This is a genomic window from Halomonas sp. M1 (genome assembly GCF_029581375.1).
Lineage (GTDB): Bacteria > Pseudomonadota > Gammaproteobacteria > Pseudomonadales > Halomonadaceae > Vreelandella.
Genome location: NZ_CP121119.1, coordinates 488016 through 504553, shown reverse-complemented (window position 1 = coordinate 504553; position 16538 = coordinate 488016). Strand labels below are relative to the sequence as shown.

Here is a 16538-nt window from a genome sequence, read left to right as displayed (position 1 = left end):
CCCAGACGGCCACGTTTGACGTATTAGTCCATAGCAGTAGTGACGACTAACGGCCGCGGAAAAGACGATAACCGAGGAGCTGTTTGACCATGACCGTGATCCGCCAGGACGACGTGATACAAAGCGTTGCCGATGCTCTGCAGTACATCTCTTACTATCATCCGAAAGACTTTATTGATGCCATGGCAGCCGCCTACGAGCGCGAAGAAAATCCCGCTGCTAAAGATGCTATAGCGCAAATTCTGATCAATTCGCGTATGTGTGCCACTGGCCACCGCCCGATTTGCCAAGATACCGGCATTGTGACGGTCTTTGTACATGTTGGTATGAACGTCACTTGGGATGCGGAGCTGAGCCTTGATGATATGATCAATGAGGGCGTTCGTCGCGCCTATAAGCTGCCGGATAACGTTCTGCGTGCCTCAGTGCTAGCCGACCCCGATGGCAAGCGTGAAAATACTAAAGACAACACGCCGGCAATTATCCATTACAAGATCGTACCTGGCGATAAAGTCGATATTCATGTGGCTGCTAAAGGTGGTGGCAGTGAAGCAAAATCTAAATTTGCCATGCTCAATCCTTCCGATAGCGTAGTGGATTGGGTAATGGAACAGCTGCCAAAAATGGGGGCAGGCTGGTGCCCACCGGGTATGCTGGGTATTGGCATCGGTGGTACCGCTGAAAAGGCCATGGAAATTGCCAAGGAAGCGCTGCTGGATCCTATTGATATTCAAGACTTACAAGCCCGTGGCCCAAGTAACCGTGCTGAAGAGTTGCGTCTTGAATTGTTCGATAAAGTGAACAAAAGCGGCATCGGTGCCCAGGGGTTAGGTGGCTTGACCACCGTGCTGGATATTAAAGTCAAAGATTATCCGACCCACGCCGCTAATAAGCCGGTGGCGATAATCCCCAACTGTGCAGCCACCCGTCATGCTCACTTTACGCTAGATGGTTCAGGCCCTGTTGCACTGCCTGCCCCTAAGCTTGAAGACTGGCCGCAAATTACCCGAGAAGCAGGGGATAACGTTAAACGCGTTAACCTAGATACCGTAACGCCTGAAGAAGTTAAAACCTGGCAGCCGGGTGATACGCTTCTTTTAAATGGCAAGCTCTTAACTGGGCGTGATGCGGCACATAAGCGCATGGTTGATATGATTGCAAAAGGGGAGCCGCTGCCTGTTGATATGAAAGGCCGGTTTATCTACTACGTAGGCCCCGTTGATCCCATTGGCGATGAAGTGGTTGGCCCAGCAGGCCCTACTACTGCGACGCGAATGGATAAATTTACCCGGACTATGCTGGAAGAGACGGGCTTATTAGGCATGGTAGGTAAAGCTGAACGTGGCCAAATAGCCATTGACGCAATTCGTGACAACGAAGCGGTTTATTTAATGGCGGTGGGCGGCTCGGCTTACTTGGTAGCCCAAGCAATTAAAAAATCTCGTGTGGTCGGCTTTGAAGATCTGGGCATGGAAGCAATCTACGAATTTGAAGTGGAAGACATGCCGGTAACCGTTGCGGTAGACAGTCTTGGTACTTCTGTCCATCAAACCGGGCCAGCCAAATGGAAGGAAATTATTGCTCAGTCGGCTTAATTGCTTGATATCTTTATAAGCAATACGTGAAATAAAGAAGCCCCGTCCTACGCGGGGCTTTTGTGCATTGGCAGTAAATCGATCAAACAAAGGATCCCTACCGGATGGCGAGGAATAGTCAATGACCTCATGGTTATTAGGGACAGGTATTATGCTGATACACCTTTTGGGGATTGTGTCAGCCATCATGGCGTTAATGTCGAGCCGTACCTCTCAAGGTGCTGTTGCGTGGATTATTTCATTGCTTACGTTTCCTTACGTGGCATTACCAGCGTACTGGTTTTTTGGGCGGCCACGGTTTTATGGCTATGTTTCGGCGAGAGGCGCACGAGATAACGTTCTAAGGCGAGTGTTGGCACGCTACAGGAACAACGTTAAACCTCACGTTGCACTGCCTAAAAATGCCGATATTCAGGCTGTGGAGCAGCTGGCGATGATGCCTTTAACGAGGGGCAACAGTGCAGAACTACTCATTGATGGTGAAGCGACCTTTAAAAGTCTTTTCGATGGCATAGACGATGCTAAAGATTATCTGTTGCTTCAGTTTTTTATCGTTCGTGACGATGAGCTAGGGCGTCGATTGCAGCGGCACTTGATTCAAGCTGCACAGCGGGGTGTACGTGTTTACTTTCTTTATGATGAAGTAGGCAGCCGAAAGCTTAATCAAAGCTATTTTCGAGAGCTCACCAAAGAGGGCATTGACGTAAAAGCCTTTCGTTCTTCGCGAGGTTTCAAGCATCGGTTTCAGCTTAATTTTCGTAACCACCGCAAAATTATGGTGACCGATGGCAAGAAGGGCTGGGTTGGTGGTTTTAATGTTGGGGTAGAGTATTTGGGGCAGGGTGCTCGTCATGGCCCATGGCGGGATACCCATTTAGCCTTGCAAGGGCCGAGTGTTTTGGGCCTGCAAGAAGCTTTTTGGGAAGATTGGCACTGGGCGACTAATGAGGTCATCACGCTTAATTGGCATGCAGAAACCCATCCGCAAGAAGACCACCAGGTTGTTATCGTACCTTCCGGCCCTGCGGATAAACAGGACACTGCAAGCCTGTTAATTCAACAGTTAATTCATAGTGCGAATGAAAGGCTATGGGTGACCAGCCCCTATTTTGTGCCTGATCAAGGAGTACAAGATGCGCTTCGTTTAGCGGCGATGCGGGGGCTTGATGTCCGTGTGATGATTCCTGAGCGGCCAGATCATCTGTTGGTATTCTTGTCAGCATTCTCATTTCTACCCGATATGTTAAGGGCAGGTGTTAAAATATACCGTTATCTTCCTGGTTTTTTACACCAAAAAGTGATCTTAATTGACAATGAAGCAGCAAGTGTAGGTACCGTAAATCTGGATAACCGCTCATTTCGACTCAATTTTGAAATTACTGCTTTTATCCCCAGTTCAGCATTTGCTGCGGAAGTAAGTAAGATGCTGGAAGAGGACTTTGCTCACTGCCGACGCGTTACCATGGATGAAATAAACCAGCGTTCTATGTGGAAAAAAGTCGTATCAAGGGCTGCTTATTTGACTGCGCCAATTCAGTGATCAACTGAGCACCGAAAACAGCTGCGAATGGTTGGGCACAAGGAGTTTTGGGTGAATTTAGAAACAAAATGGCTAGAAGACTTTGTCGCGTTGGCGAATACACGTAGTTTTTCTGCATCGGCAAAACAGCGTCATGTAACACAGCCAGCTTTTAGCCGCCGTATCCGGGCCTTAGAGCAAGCAATCGGCGTGACGCTAGTTGACCGCACTACAACCCCGATAGGTTTGACGTCGGAGGGTCAACTTTTTTTAATTACCGCCCGAAACTTGGTTGAACAGTTAAATGAGTCACTAGGGCATCTTCGTGGTTTATCTATTGCTAACGAAGCACTGGATATCGTCGCTGCTCACTCACTAGCGCTGAGCTTTTATCCGCCATGGATATCGCGGTTACAAAAAGGATTAGGCGAGTTGCCTACCCGCTTGGTTGCTATGAATGTGGGGGAGGCCATTCATGTGCTGCGAGAGGGTAATTGTGACCTGATGTTGGCTTACTATGACCCGTTTGCCACCATGCAGTTAGATGCAGAAGTATTCCCCTCATTTTCAATCGGAAAAGTGAAAATGTTACCGGTCACCCTTCCTGACGAGAATGGCGAGCCGCTTTTTTCGCTGCAGCGTGATAGCTCCATTCCTTATTTAGCCTACACTCAAGGGGCATTTTTAGGCCGCAGTGTCCGAATGCTGCTGAAGAATGACCCCCTGCGTATGAAGCTTCGCACGGTTTACGAAACCGCCATGGCCGAAGGTTTAAAGGGTATGGTGTTGCAAGGTGTTGGCACCGCGTGGATCCCGGATTTTTGTATCCGTGAGGAATTAAAAAGTGGTCGACTGGTAAGGGCAGGAGATGAAAGCTGGGATATTCCTCTCGAGATTCGTCTTTACCGCTGCTCATTAGTGCATAAACCAGGCGTTGAACGGCTATGGCGTCAGATGATGAAGTTGCCAAGGGACTTTCTACAGGCTTAGTTAAGCGGCGTCGATGTCTTCTGACGCCGCTAAGTCTAAAAACTACTAAAGTCCGCGGGTAGCCCTAAAAAATTTTGAATAATAAAAAAGTGGTCTTCAAACAAGCTCTCCGGCCTTAAATCCGCCAATGCCACCCAGCGCGCATGGTCCCCCCCGCGAACCGGTTTAAGGCGTGGTAGCTGCTGGTCAGGACGAAGAGCGAAGTAAAATGCTTCCGCTAGCGTGCGTCCCCGCCAACTGCGGTGCGGCTCGTCAAATAAGCGCTGGCCGCGAAGGGAACCTTTTAAAACGGGTTCGGGCACTTTGAGACGTAGCCGTTCGCGCAACTCCCTTAAGCAAGCATCTAACAGTCGCTCATGGGGGTTAATAAAGCCCCCCGGTAGAGCAAACAAACCTTTACCGGGAGCCGCCGTACGTTTAACCAATAACACGTGCCCCGACTGGACGACCACCGCGTTAACGGTAACAAAAATAGGTGGGTAGGGTGCGTGTGCCCATGCCTGCCGGTACTGGTCGAGTAATTGCTGCTCTTCTAACAGCTGATGGTAGGCGTCGCCTTGGCAAAAGCTGCCCACACGTTTTACCACTCCAGGCGGCAAGTCGTGATATGCACCGGTGCTTAGGTAGTCATCGGTAGAGCCCAGCGAGCGAAACAGACGCTCGCGTATTTGGCTCGCCGAAATGCCTTCTACTAAGGGTACGCTCACTGACTCCCACTGGGGGAAAAGCGATAAATAGTAACTAGACTGCCCACGGCTTGCGCCTATTAACCCAATGCGTGGCAAGCGGGCGTTGGCAGGTGCTGCGAGGTCACGAACTTTCCGTTGAACGTCTCTTACCCATACATCGTCATTATAAAGAGCGTCCAGCAGCGGCGTAATTTCTAGGCGCTGGTTATCATCATCATCAAAGCCAGAACGAATCATGGCTTGGCGTTCATCAAAATGCCATGGGTTGCGTAACGAACGAGCCTGCCAAGCGGACCCCACCAACACAATAACCTGTCTCGCCTGTTTTAGCGCTTCTCGGATGATCGCTAAATGCCCAAGGTGGGGAGGCTGGAAGCGTCCGATAAATACCAAGCAATCAAAGTCGTAAGCCATAGCAGATTCAACAGCATCCGAGTTCATAGGGCTTCCTTGATCGTTGATAAATGAGCGCCATTATGGAGTGGGCTGCGAAGTGACGCAATGTGGTCATACCTGCACCCAGCGCTAGGGTTAGGTATGCTTACTATCTCGAGCAGGCGTTAATGATTGACACGGACGCCCCATAAAGTCGTTTAAGGGAATGGATATGTTCAAGCGCACACTTATTTTTTGGTGGAAAGTAGTACAAGACGCAACTTCCTTATGGTTAGAGCGCAACGCCTTTAGCTATGCAGGTTCGTTGGCGTTTTACACGCTATTTTCATTAGCGCCCACTGTCATCATTGCGGTAACTGTTATTGGGGTGGTGCTGGGTGAAGACGCTGCCCAAGGGCAAATCGTTGCTCAATTACAGGGAACGTTAGGCGTAGATGCTGCTTCTGCGATTGAGCAGGCGGTGGCGCAGTCGCGCATTGAAGAGTCTGGTTTGCTGCCCACGTTGCTTGGGTTTGCTGCACTAATCGTAGGGGCGACCACCGTCTTTGCGCAAATGCAGTTTTCGCTCAATACCATTTGGGGCGTAACGGCTAAACCCACCTCAAATAGCATGTTTATATTTATCAAAAACCGTTTGCTGTCGCTGACAGTGGTGCTCTCAATTGGCTTCATTCTGCTTGTCTCTTTGGTGCTTGGGGTAGTAATAAGGGGAATGCTGCAAGCGACCGATCACCTCCTTCCTTATGCCAGCTTGTTTACCACATCGCTTGAGTCGTTAATTTCATTGGCAGTCGTTGTGCTGCTTTTTGCGACGATTTTTAAGGTATTGCCGGATGTGGTTTTGAGTTGGCAAGATGTGTTTATTGGGGCAGTAGTGACAGCTGTGCTCTTTACAATAGGGCGCAACATCATCGCCGTGTATCTAGCCTACACGGCTACTGCGTCTACGTATGGCGCCGCAGGCTCAGTGGTGATGATATTGCTATGGGTCTACTACAGCTCGTTAATTCTACTCTTTGGCGCTGCATTTACACGCTCACTGCTATTGCGTCGTGGCCGCCCATTGGTTCCTCGTAACAGCGCAGTTCTGGTTAAACGCGAGTTAATTTAAACAGGAGCTAAATCATGGAAAAACGTTGTGTTCGTGCTTATGTGACAGGAAAGGTGCAGGGCGTGTGGTATCGAAATAGCACGCAAGCGCAGGCGCTCAAGCTGGGCATTACTGGCTACGCTAAGAACTTGCCAGATGGTCGTGTGGAGGTGGCAATGTGCGGAGAAACCGACGCTGTGACTGCGCTTGGCGAGTGGCTATGGCAAGGGCCTGATGGAGCGCGGGTCACCCATGTTACGTTTGAAGTGTTTGATGACTACCACGCTCCTGATCATTTCTCGACGTATTAATGGGCGCTTACTTTGCGCCTGTTTGCCACGCCGTAATGTTGTCTGCCGTTAACGCCACAATGTTTTGACGGGCTTCAGGGGTAATCCAAGCGTTATGGGGCGTAACAATCAGGTTCAGCGGCTCCGCATTCGCCAGCGCTTCTAACAGCGGATGGCCCTCGCGAGGCGGTTCTGTAGGCAATACATCCACTGCCAGCCCACCAATCTGGCCATTGCGTAACGCTTCTAGGGCGGCGGCTTCATCGATAACGCCACCTCGCGCGCAGTTGATAAGCAGTAGCGAAGACTTCGCTTTTGCCAGCCGCTCTTGGTTGATGAGATGGTGGGTAGCCTCATTGAGGGGGCAGTGTAGGCTTATGATATCTGCGCTGGGTAACAGTTCATCGAGAGACGGTCGCTGGTCGGCAGCCTCGTTTCCTGGCCGTGCGGCAAACGTCACTTGCATACCAAATGCTTCTGCTAAGCGCGCTACTTCCGAGCCAAGTTCACCTTGACCAACCATCACTAACTGCTTGCCTGCTAGCTCTAGGGTTGAGTGCTCTTGTAAACAAAAAAAGTCACTTTGTTGCCACTTCCCGGCAGCAATGTCCGCCTGGTAGCGTGGCAGACGATTTGCCAATGTCAGCATTAGCATTAATGTATGCTGTGAAACGCTGGCGGTTCCATAAGCGGTAACATTTTTAACGTCAATATTTTGCGCTTTAGCTGTTTCTAGATCGATATTGTTAAGCCCGGTTGCTAGCACGCAAATAAGCCGTAATTTGGGCAGCTGTGTTAACGTCTGCGCATCTAATTTCACCTTGTTGACGATAGCGATTTCGGCGTCTGCAAGACGCTCAAGCGCTTGTTCTGAGGTGCTTTTACCGTACACTTCAAGATGGCTAACAACTGTTTGAATTGCGGTTAAATCAATATCGGGCCCTAAGCTTTGGGCATCCAGCATGACCGCATTGAACATTTTATTCTCTCCATTAACTGCCAGTAGGCGCTTGGCCTTGCTCGGCAGGGGGCACAAAAGGGTATAATGTGTCGCTCTATCAACCGCAGTCTTGGAATTTATCCCGACAGGCCACATATTTACAGCCTGTTAACGTCATTTTTATCAAAACGTTAGCCTGTGAAAACCCAGTCTGTTGGAGTTGAGCTTTTCAGGAGTCATCAACATGCCCATCTATGAGTACGAGTGCAAGGCCTGCGGCCATCGCATGGAAAAATTACAGAAAATCAGTGCGGACCCACTCAAAGAGTGTCCTGCTTGCCAGCGCAACGGACTTGAACGCTTAGTTTCAGCGGCAGGTTTTCGCTTAGCGGGCGGCGGTTGGTACGAAACTGATTTTAAGACAGGCAGTAAGAAGAATTTGGTCGCTGATGGCCAAACCGCTTCCAGCACTACGGGTTCAAAAACAGAATCCCCCAGCGCACCAACGAACAAAGGCGCCGCGGCTTAGCTGCGGCTGTCAGGGGCGTAACGCCCCGCGACAATCTCATTGCCACGTAACAGAACAGGATTAGACATGCGCAGCCATTATTGCGGCCAGCTTAACGAAACTTTGGTGGATCAAACGGTCACCGTATGTGGTTGGGTGCACCGTCGCCGTGATCACGGTGGGGTCATTTTTCTCGACATGCGCGATCGCGATGGCATCGCTCAGTTCGTTGTAGACCCTGATACCGCCGAGGCGTTTGCCCATGCCGACCGCGTCCGCAGCGAATACGTCCTGCGTATTACCGGGCGTGTCCGGCTGCGTCCAGAAGGTACTCAAAACCCCAATATGCCCACGGGTATGATTGAGGTGCTGGCCAAAGAAGTAGAAGTGCTCAATACCGCTGCTACGCCACCTTTCCAGCTTGATGAGCATGGCAAGGTAGGCGAAGAAGTGCGTCTTAAGCATCGCTATATTGACCTTCGTCGCCCTGACATGATCGAGAAACTGCGTCTGCGTTCGCGTATTTCCCATAACGTTCGCGCGTATCTTGAAAATCAAGGCTTTCTTGATATTGAAACCCCAGTACTCACTCGCGCTACGCCAGAGGGTGCTCGCGACTACCTGGTGCCCAGCCGTACCCACGCCGGCAGCTTCTTTGCGCTACCGCAGTCGCCGCAGCTGTTTAAGCAGCTGTTAATGGTGGCCGGATTTGATCGCTACTATCAGATCGCCAAATGCTTCCGCGACGAAGATCTGCGTGCTGACCGTCAGCCTGAGTTCACTCAGATTGATATCGAGGCTTCCTTCGTCGAAGAAAATGATATCATGAACATTACTGAAGTCATGATTCGTCAATTGTTCCAAGAAGTGCTAAGCGTGGAGTTGCCAGCGTTCCCGCGCATGACTTGGCAAGAAGCCATGAACCGTTTTGGTTCGGACAAGCCTGACCTGCGTATCCCCCTTGAGCTGACCGACGTTGATGACTTGATGCAACAGGTCGACTTTAAGGTATTCTCAGGCCCAGCGAGTGCCGAAGATGGCCGCGTAGCAGCGCTTAAAGTGCCCGGCGGCGCTAAGCTTTCCCGTAAAGAGATCGATGAATACACTAAATTTGTCGGCATCTACGGTGCAAAAGGCCTTGCTTGGATTAAGGTTAACGAGCGCGCCAAAGGCCTTGAAGGTCTGCAGTCGCCCATCGTTAAGTTTATGGAAAATGTGGTCGAAGCGTTATTAGACCGTGTGGGTGCAGAGGATGGCGATATCATCTTCTTCGGTGCTGACAAAGCGCGTATTGTTAATGAAGCGATTGGCGCACTGCGTGTCAAACTAGGCGCTGATCTTGAACTTTATACCCAAGCCTGGGCACCGCTGTGGGTCGTTGACTTCCCAATGTTTGAAGCCGACGATAATGGCCGCCTGAGCCCGCTTCACCACCCCTTCACGGCGCCATCTTGCTCGCCGGAAGCGCTGAAGGAAGACCCAGCAAAAGCGCTTTCCCGTGCTTATGATATGGTGCTCAATGGCACTGAGTTGGGTGGTGGTTCAATCCGTATTCACGACCAGGCTATGCAGAGCACTGTGTTTGAGATTCTTGGCATTGGTAAAGATGAAGCACAAGAGAAATTTGGCTTCTTGCTGGATGCTCTGCAGTATGGCGCTCCGCCCCATGGCGGCTTAGCCTTCGGTTTAGATCGTCTGGTAATGCTCATGGCGGGTGCTAAGACAATCCGTGAAGTGATAGCCTTCCCGAAAACGCAAAGCGCAGGCTGCTTAATGACTGATGCGCCGGGCGAAGTTAGCCTCGACCAGTTAAAAGAGCTGAATATTCGCCTGCGCCAAAAGGCCAAAGCTGACGCTACTGAATAGCATTCCAGTACGCTAAGCTTTATCCAACACCGACGCCCTGCGTCGGTGTTTTTGTTAGCGACGTTTTTGTGAGCGATATTTTATTGCCAGCACAGTTGAGCACGTAAAATGAATGGAATCGAAACAGCCCCCACTATTAGGATTTTAGGTATTGATCCCGGTTCGCGCATCACCGGCTATGGGGTGATTGACCTTGTTGGTGTCACGCCAAAATACGTCGCAAGTGGCTGTATCCGCACCGCAGAAGGGGCCTTAGAGCAGCGTTTGGCGCAAATTTATGCAGGCGTAGCCGAGGTCATTGGCTTGCATCGTCCTAATGCGGTGGCCGTTGAGCGTGTTTTTATGGCTAAAAATGCCGATTCAGCGCTTAAATTAGGGCAGGCCCGAGGCGCGGCGTTGGTGTGTATCGCCAACCACGGTTTAAGTATCGGCGAGTACGCTGCACGACAAATTAAACAGGCGGTTACCGGACAAGGTGGGGCTGATAAAAGCCAAGTGCAACACATGGTAACCGCCATACTTAAACTCTCCGCCACGCCACAAGCCGACGCAGCGGATGGGTTAGCTATTGCGCTCACCCATGCCTATGCAGGCAGTGGGCTGAGCACAACGCGCTCGTCACGAGGGCGCAGCAGGTCCTCCTCAGGACGCTGGCGACTCTAACCGCTGCTGGTCATCTGTACAGGGTGGCTTTATAGTAAACAGCTGTTTTGAATGTTGCGAGTAACCTTATGATTGGTCGTTTGAGCGGTTCTCTGCTGGAAAAGCAACCCCCGTGGATTGTGATCGACGTTCACGGTGTTGGCTATGAGTTAGAGACCTCAATGAATACCCTAGTAGCACTGCCTGCTCCCGGGGAGAGCGTTTCACTCTATACCCACCTTACTATTCGCGATGATGCTCATCTTCTTTACGGCTTTGCCCGAGAACACGAGCGCGCGCTGTTTCGCGCCCTGATCAAGGTTAATGGCGTTGGCCCTAAGCTAGCGTTAGCTATCCTCTCTGGGATGGACGAAGATGCCTTTATGCGCTGTGTTAGGGACGATGATAGTAAAGCGCTGACCAAACTCCCTGGGGTGGGCAAAAAAACCGCAGAACGCTTGATCATTGAAATGCGCGACCGCTTCCCCGAATGGGAAAATGGCAGTCATGCACCTCTAGCGCTGGAAGCAACAAGTGGCCGCCCAGCCCCTCGGGATAGCTTTGCAGACGCTGAAGCTGCGCTGGTTAGCCTGGGTTATAAGCTAACAGAGGCATCTAAAATGTTGGCTGATATTAATCCTAATCAATCAACAGAAGCGCTGATCAAAGCGGCTCTAACGAATCGTATGAACGGGTAAGTGTCCTTGTTCATTTATGGTTAACGACACTGCGTGCGGTTAAGCAAGCCATCAAAAAAAGAGCCTCTATGTTAGAACACGACCGGTTAATCGCTGCTGAACCCGAACAGGGAGAAGTGCGAATTGACCACGCTATTCGCCCCAAGCGACTTAAAGAGTACATCGGCCAGCCTCGGGTGCGAGAGCAGCTAGAGATATTTATTGGCGCGGCCAGGCTTCGCGAGGAAAGCCTGGATCATACGCTGGTATTTGGCCCTCCTGGGCTTGGCAAAACGACGCTTGCCAATATCATTGCCACGGAAATGGGGGTGGGGCTTAAATCAACCTCTGGTCCAGTGCTTGAACGGGCAGGTGACCTAGCTGCGATGTTAACCAACCTTGAGCCAGGCGATGTGCTGTTCATTGATGAGATCCACCGCTTATCGCCGGTGGTTGAGGAAGTGCTTTATCCCGCAATGGAAGACTTTCAACTCGACATCATGATTGGTGAAGGGCCTGCAGCTCGCTCTATTAAGCTCGACCTGCCCCCTTTTACGCTGGTGGGCGCAACAACACGTGCGGGGCTATTAACGTCACCGCTGCGTGACCGCTTTGGTATCGTCCAGCGCCTTGAGTTTTATAATTTAGAAGAGCTCACTGAAATTGTTTCTCGGTCGGCACGCCTTCTTCGGGTAGAAACTAGCCAGGAAGGCGCCGTGGAAATTGCCCGCCGCTCACGGGGTACGCCGCGTATCGCCAATCGCCTTCTACGGCGTGTGCGGGATTACGCAGACATCAAAGGTAACGGGGTAGTGGATGCTAGCTTGGCGGATGCTGCACTGAACATGCTTAATGTCGACCATCATGGGCTTGATCACATGGATCGTCGCTTGTTACTGGCAATGATCGACAAATTTGATGGCGGCCCTGTAGGGGTGGATTCACTATCCGCAGCGATAGGGGAAGAGCGCGATACCATCGAAGACGTTATAGAGCCTTACCTCATTCAGCAGGGCCTTATGATGCGAACACCAAGAGGGCGTATGGTGACCCGCCAAGCGTGGCTGCATTTTGATAGGGTTCCCCATGAACACTCTGTCAACGTGGAAGGAGAGCGGCGTCCATGAGCCATGGCTTTACTATGCCAATACGCGTTTACATGGAAGATACTGACGCTGGCGGGATTGTCTACTACGTTAACTATCTGAAGTTTATGGAGCGTGCGCGTAGTGACTGGCTGAGAGAATTAGGAATAAATCAGCAAATGCTGCTAGACGAAGGAACACAGCTAGTGGTATACCGCTTGGCCTGTCACTATGCCAAGCCAGCTCGCTTAGATGACCAACTGGTGGTAAGTGCCTCAGTGGAAACTATCGGGCGATGCCGTATGACGTTTGAACAGCAGGTTCGACGTAATGAGGAACTCTTGTGCGCTGCGACAGTCGAGATAGCCTGCTTGAGTGCTAAGACGTTGAAGCCTAAGAAATGGCCCGCCACGCTTAGTCTGCTAGGCGAGGCCTAACGATTTTAAGCGCTTGATTTATAGTGCGGCTAACGAATGCTGAGTTCTTTGCAACGCTTGGCGGATATCACCGCGAATATCACCACAGTCGGATAAGCCGACGCTAATTGATTGATGAGGGCAACTGTGAACGATAACACCATGTCCATTCCCCACTTGATAATGAGTGCCAGTACGGTTGTTCAACTGGTGATGCTGCTACTAGTAGTGGGGTCAATCCTCTCGTGGGTGGTGATTTTCCAGCGCAGCATTGCGCTGCGTAAAGCAAAGCAAGAGTACAACCAATTTGAAGAGTCGTTCTGGTCTGGTGTCGACCTGAACGAACTTTACCGAGAAATTCCGGCCGACGATCCGCGCCATGGTGCTGAGCATGTCTTTCAAGCAGGGTTTCGCGAGTTCAATCGGCTAATGCCTAAAACCCGCAATGCTGACTCAGTATTAGATGGCGTTCAGCGCAGCATGCGCGTTGCGTGGTCCCGTGAAGAAGACCGATTAACCCAACATTTGGTTTTCCTGGCCACCGTCGCTTCAGCTAGCCCCTATATTGGCCTCTTTGGCACCGTGTGGGGCATAATGGGCTCCTTCCAAGCGCTCTCCATGACACAGCAAGCCACCTTGGCAACGGTTGCGCCATGGATTGCAGAGGCCTTGATTGCGACAGCCATGGGGCTTTTTGCTGCTATCCCAGCGGTAATTTTTTATAACCGCCTGTCAAATGATGCGGCTCGTTTACTGGGCAAATATGAAGACTTTGCCGAAGAGTTTCACGCTATCTTGCACCGTAATCTGCAAGGCCGTGACGGCAAGCCTAACGCCAGTTAAGGGAGTCTGCCATGCAAGGTCCATTCAACCGTAGCGGCAAAAGCAAGCCGATGGGGGAGATCAACGTCGTCCCCTTTATCGACGTTATGTTGGTATTGCTGGTGATATTTATGATCACCACCCCGTTGCTCACCCAAGGGGTAGACGTAGACTTGCCGCAAGTCACTTCTGAGCCAATCGAAACCCAAGAGGATAGCGACCCGATCATCATCTCCGTTGATCGTGAGGGTAACTATTTCGTTACCTTAGGCGAAGACACATCCGTCGTCTCTCTTGATCAAATGGCTGAGCGGATTATCGCTATTTTAGAACGCCGTCCTGGCACACCGGTCATGGTGCGCGGTGACCGTAACGTTCCTTATGGCCAAATTGTTCTGCTCATGAGTACGTTACAGCGCTCTGGCGTCGCTAATGTGGGGCTGCTTTCCGAGCCACCACAAGATGGGTAAAGGTAACGCACAGATGGCTGCCGATACTCATCGAGACCCCCAAGATGTTGGCTACACGCTACCGGTCATTTTGGCTGTTGCGGTGCATTTGATGGTAGTCGTGTTTAGCTTGATCAGTTTGCCAACATCGACAGCAGAGCCCGACTCTTCTTCTATTGTGCAGGCGACGCTTGTCAGTACAGAAACATTCACGGATCAGGCACAGCAGATTACGGAGCAGCAGGCGGCGCTGAGCAGAGCCGCAGCAGAGGCTGAGGCTGAGGTAGAGGAGGCTGAGCCAGAACCGGAGCCGGAACCTTCAACGGAACCCTCCCAAGAGGCTGCTCAACAGCAAGCAGCTGAGGAGGCAGCCCAGCGCGAGGCTCGGCAAGCCGAAGAGCAGCGTGCACTAGAAGAGGCCCAAGCCCAGGCTGAAGAAGAGGCTCAGCGGCGTGCTGAAGAGGCTCAACGTTTAGCACAAGAGCAGGAAGCCGAGGCGCAAGCGCGTGAGGAGGCTCAGCGCCAACGAGAAGCAGATGAGCAGCGTGTGCGTGAAGAGGCTGAAGCTCAACGCCAGCGCGAAGCTGAAGAGCAGCGCGCTCGTGAAGAAGCCGAAGCCGAACGCCAGCGTGAAGCTGAGGAGCAGCGCGCCCGTGAAGAAGCCGAAGCCCAGCGCCAGCGTGAAGCTGAGGAGCAGCGCGCCCGTGAAGAGGCTGAAGCACAACGCCAGCGTGAAGCTGAAGAGCAGCGCGCTCGTGAAGAGGCTGAGGCACAACGCCAGCGTGAAGCTGAAGAGCAGCGCGCTCGTGAAGAGGCTGAGGCACAACGCCAGCGCGAAGCCGAGGCTCAGCGGGCTCGCGAAGAGGAGGCCCGGCGTGAACGTGAAGCCGAAGAGCGCCGTGCGGCAGAAGCAGCCGAAGCTGCTATGCAGCGTCAACTAGCCGGTGAAGCAGAGGCCGCAGCCAATGCTCAACAAGCTCAGCAGGCTGCTAATAGCTTCATCAACATTGTTAGGCGTGCGGTAGAGCAGGCTTGGATAATACCGCCAGGTGCAAGTAATGCGATGAGTGCTACGATTCAAGTAAGGCTTGGGCCATCAGGTGAACTGTTGGCAACTTCTATTGTTACTTCAAGTGGCGATAGCACGTTTGACAGGTCTGCGATGCAGGCCGTCGAACAAGCTGCACCTTTCGGCGAGTTACGAGAATTGCCCGCCGATCAGCAGCGTAATTTACGCCAATTTAATCTGCGATTTACCCCGGGGGATGTTCGCTGATGCAAACCTTTAGCAAAGTGTGGCTGTTTTGCGTATTGCTGTTTGTCAGCAGTGCAGTACATGCAAATCTTACGATCGAAATAACGCGTGGGAGTGATCAAGCGCTCCCCATTGGCGTGGTGCCTTTTGCTGGCGGTGACGATATGCCAGAAGACATTGCCCAAATTATTCACGATAACCTAGAACGAAGCGGGTTCTTCTCACCGCTTGAGCGTAGCGCAATGTTTGACCGCCCAAGTCAAGCCAGCGAGGTAGAATTCGGCACATGGCGTTCGCTAGATGTACGCTACCTGGTGGTTGGGCGTGCCCAGCAAACCGGTAGCGGCTACCAGCTACAGTTCGATTTAATGGATATCAGTGGTCAACGCCGCATAATTAGTGAAACGGTTACCGCCGACGCAAACGACCTACGCGGTGCAGCTCACTACATTAGCGACCAGATTTTCGAGGCAATCACCGATATCCGAGGCGCTTTCTCAACGCGCATTGCTTATGTTACGGCTCAGGGGCTAGGTGACAATATGCAGTTCGGCCTTTATGTGGCTGATGCTGATGGTCGTAATAGCAAACAAGTTCTTACCTCTGATCAGCCGATCATGTCACCTTCATGGTCGCCAGATGGCAGAAAGCTTGCCTATGTGTCTTTTGAAACCGAGCGCCCTGCTATATATATCCAAGATGTAGCCACCGGGCAGCGGGTGCAAGCCACCTCATTTGAGGGCATCAACGGAGCACCTACTTGGTCGCCTGATGGCCGACGTATAGCCATGTCGCTCTCTAAAGATGGCCAGCCAGAAATTTATATTCTGGACGTTGCTAATCGCTCTGTTGAGCGTATTACCCAAAGCAGCAGCATTGATACTGAGCCTGCTTGGGCGCCCGATGGCCGCAGTCTTATCTTCACTTCTGACCGCAGTGGCGGCCCGCAGATCTATCGCCACGTATTAGGCAGCGGAGAAACAAATCGCGTTACGTTTACGGGCAATTACAACGCCCGTGCTCGTTACTCGCCAGACGGTGAACAGATATTTTTAATTCACCGCTCAAGCCGTGGTTACCAAGTCGCACGCCAGGAACTCGATGGAGGTCGCTTAGTTGTATTAAGTGAATCTACAAGAGATGAATCTCCTAGTGTTGCTCCGAACGGGACCATGGTAATCTTCGCTACCCAACAGGGTAACAATGGGGTGCTGAGTGCTGTATCGGCCGATGGTCGCTCGTCATTTAGATTACCCGCAGCACAAGGTGATGTCCGCGATCCCGCGTGGTCACCTTTCTTAAATTGATC

General features: G+C 51.7%; 17 protein-coding genes. 15 read left to right on the top strand and 2 right to left on the bottom strand.

The genetic code is table 11. From position 1 onward, the window contains the following. The first annotated feature begins 89 nt into the window (after positions 1-89). From P8S54_RS02270 to P8S54_RS02260, 3 genes are all read left to right on the top strand, one after another. Positions 90-1595 (top strand): fumarate hydratase, encoded by a 1506-nt coding sequence (locus P8S54_RS02270; RefSeq protein WP_009095536.1) that lies wholly within the window; start codon positions 90-92, stop codon positions 1593-1595. A 121-nt stretch (positions 1596-1716) separates the two neighbouring features. Beyond that, complete coding sequence (gene cls / locus P8S54_RS02265) at positions 1717-3135, top strand: cardiolipin synthase (RefSeq protein WP_281443047.1); 1419 nt, start codon at positions 1717-1719, stop codon at positions 3133-3135. 51 nt (positions 3136-3186) lie between these two features. Continuing rightward, positions 3187-4104 carry a LysR substrate-binding domain-containing protein gene (locus tag P8S54_RS02260; RefSeq protein WP_009095540.1) on the top strand — a complete coding sequence of 306 codons (918 nt, stop codon included), beginning with the start codon at positions 3187-3189 and terminating at the stop codon, positions 4102-4104. A 35-nt stretch (positions 4105-4139) separates the two neighbouring features. Here the strand turns inward: P8S54_RS02260 and P8S54_RS02255 are convergent, their stop codons facing one another. Then, positions 4140-5234 (bottom strand): bifunctional nicotinamide-nucleotide adenylyltransferase/Nudix hydroxylase, encoded by a 1095-nt coding sequence (locus P8S54_RS02255; RefSeq protein WP_009095542.1) that lies wholly within the window; start codon positions 5232-5234, stop codon positions 4140-4142. A gap of 166 nt (positions 5235-5400) precedes the next feature. On the opposite strand from P8S54_RS02255, the gene P8S54_RS02250 reads away from it, so the two are divergent. Together P8S54_RS02250 and P8S54_RS02245 are read left to right on the top strand one after the other, a co-directional pair. After that, a complete protein-coding gene (locus P8S54_RS02250; protein ID WP_009095544.1) occupies positions 5401-6300 on the top strand; it encodes a YihY/virulence factor BrkB family protein in 900 nt (299 codons plus the stop codon). A 14-nt stretch (positions 6301-6314) separates the two neighbouring features. Next, complete coding sequence (locus P8S54_RS02245) at positions 6315-6590, top strand: acylphosphatase (protein ID WP_281443046.1); 276 nt, start codon at positions 6315-6317, stop codon at positions 6588-6590. A 7-nt stretch (positions 6591-6597) separates the two neighbouring features. Here the strand turns inward: P8S54_RS02245 and P8S54_RS02240 are convergent, their stop codons facing one another. Next, entirely contained in the window at positions 6598-7548 is a 951-nt protein-coding gene (locus P8S54_RS02240; protein ID WP_281443045.1) for a D-2-hydroxyacid dehydrogenase, read from the bottom strand. Between the two features lie 205 nt (positions 7549-7753). Between P8S54_RS02240 and P8S54_RS02235 the strand changes: the two genes are divergently transcribed. From P8S54_RS02235 to tolB, 10 genes are all read left to right on the top strand, one after another. Further along, positions 7754-8038, top strand: coding sequence for a zinc ribbon domain-containing protein (locus tag P8S54_RS02235; RefSeq protein ID WP_281443044.1), 285 nt, complete (start codon positions 7754-7756; stop codon positions 8036-8038). Positions 8039-8104: 66 nt separating this feature from the next. Beyond that, entirely contained in the window at positions 8105-9883 is a 1779-nt protein-coding gene (gene aspS / locus P8S54_RS02230) for an aspartate--tRNA ligase (protein ID WP_281443043.1), read from the top strand. 108 nt (positions 9884-9991) lie between these two features. Continuing rightward, positions 9992-10546, top strand: a complete 555-nt coding sequence (ruvC, locus tag P8S54_RS02225; RefSeq protein ID WP_281443042.1) for a crossover junction endodeoxyribonuclease RuvC — start codon at positions 9992-9994, stop codon at positions 10544-10546. A gap of 68 nt (positions 10547-10614) precedes the next feature. Continuing rightward, positions 10615-11223 carry a Holliday junction branch migration protein RuvA gene (ruvA, locus tag P8S54_RS02220; RefSeq protein ID WP_281443041.1) on the top strand — a complete coding sequence of 203 codons (609 nt, stop codon included), beginning with the start codon at positions 10615-10617 and terminating at the stop codon, positions 11221-11223. A 68-nt stretch (positions 11224-11291) separates the two neighbouring features. Then, the gene (ruvB, locus tag P8S54_RS02215; RefSeq protein ID WP_009095559.1) at positions 11292-12329 is read left to right on the top strand and encodes a Holliday junction branch migration DNA helicase RuvB; all 1038 of its coding nucleotides are present in this window, start codon (positions 11292-11294) and stop codon (positions 12327-12329) included. Further along, entirely contained in the window at positions 12326-12724 is a 399-nt protein-coding gene (ybgC, locus tag P8S54_RS02210) for a tol-pal system-associated acyl-CoA thioesterase (RefSeq protein WP_009095561.1), read from the top strand. The genes ruvB and ybgC overlap by 4 nt, the downstream gene beginning before the upstream one ends. Positions 12725-12850: 126 nt before the next feature. Then, complete coding sequence (gene tolQ / locus P8S54_RS02205) at positions 12851-13546, top strand: protein TolQ (RefSeq protein WP_009095563.1); 696 nt, start codon at positions 12851-12853, stop codon at positions 13544-13546. Between the two features lie 11 nt (positions 13547-13557). Further along, the gene (tolR, locus tag P8S54_RS02200; protein ID WP_009095565.1) at positions 13558-13995 is read left to right on the top strand and encodes a protein TolR; all 438 of its coding nucleotides are present in this window, start codon (positions 13558-13560) and stop codon (positions 13993-13995) included. Further along, the gene (gene tolA / locus P8S54_RS02195) at positions 13988-15250 is read left to right on the top strand and encodes a cell envelope integrity protein TolA (protein ID WP_281443040.1); all 1263 of its coding nucleotides are present in this window, start codon (positions 13988-13990) and stop codon (positions 15248-15250) included. The genes tolR and tolA overlap by 8 nt, the downstream gene beginning before the upstream one ends. After that, positions 15250-16536 carry a Tol-Pal system beta propeller repeat protein TolB gene (tolB, locus tag P8S54_RS02190; RefSeq protein WP_009095568.1) on the top strand — a complete coding sequence of 429 codons (1287 nt, stop codon included), beginning with the start codon at positions 15250-15252 and terminating at the stop codon, positions 16534-16536. The genes tolA and tolB overlap by 1 nt, the downstream gene beginning before the upstream one ends. The last annotated feature ends 2 nt before the right edge of the window (positions 16537-16538 follow it).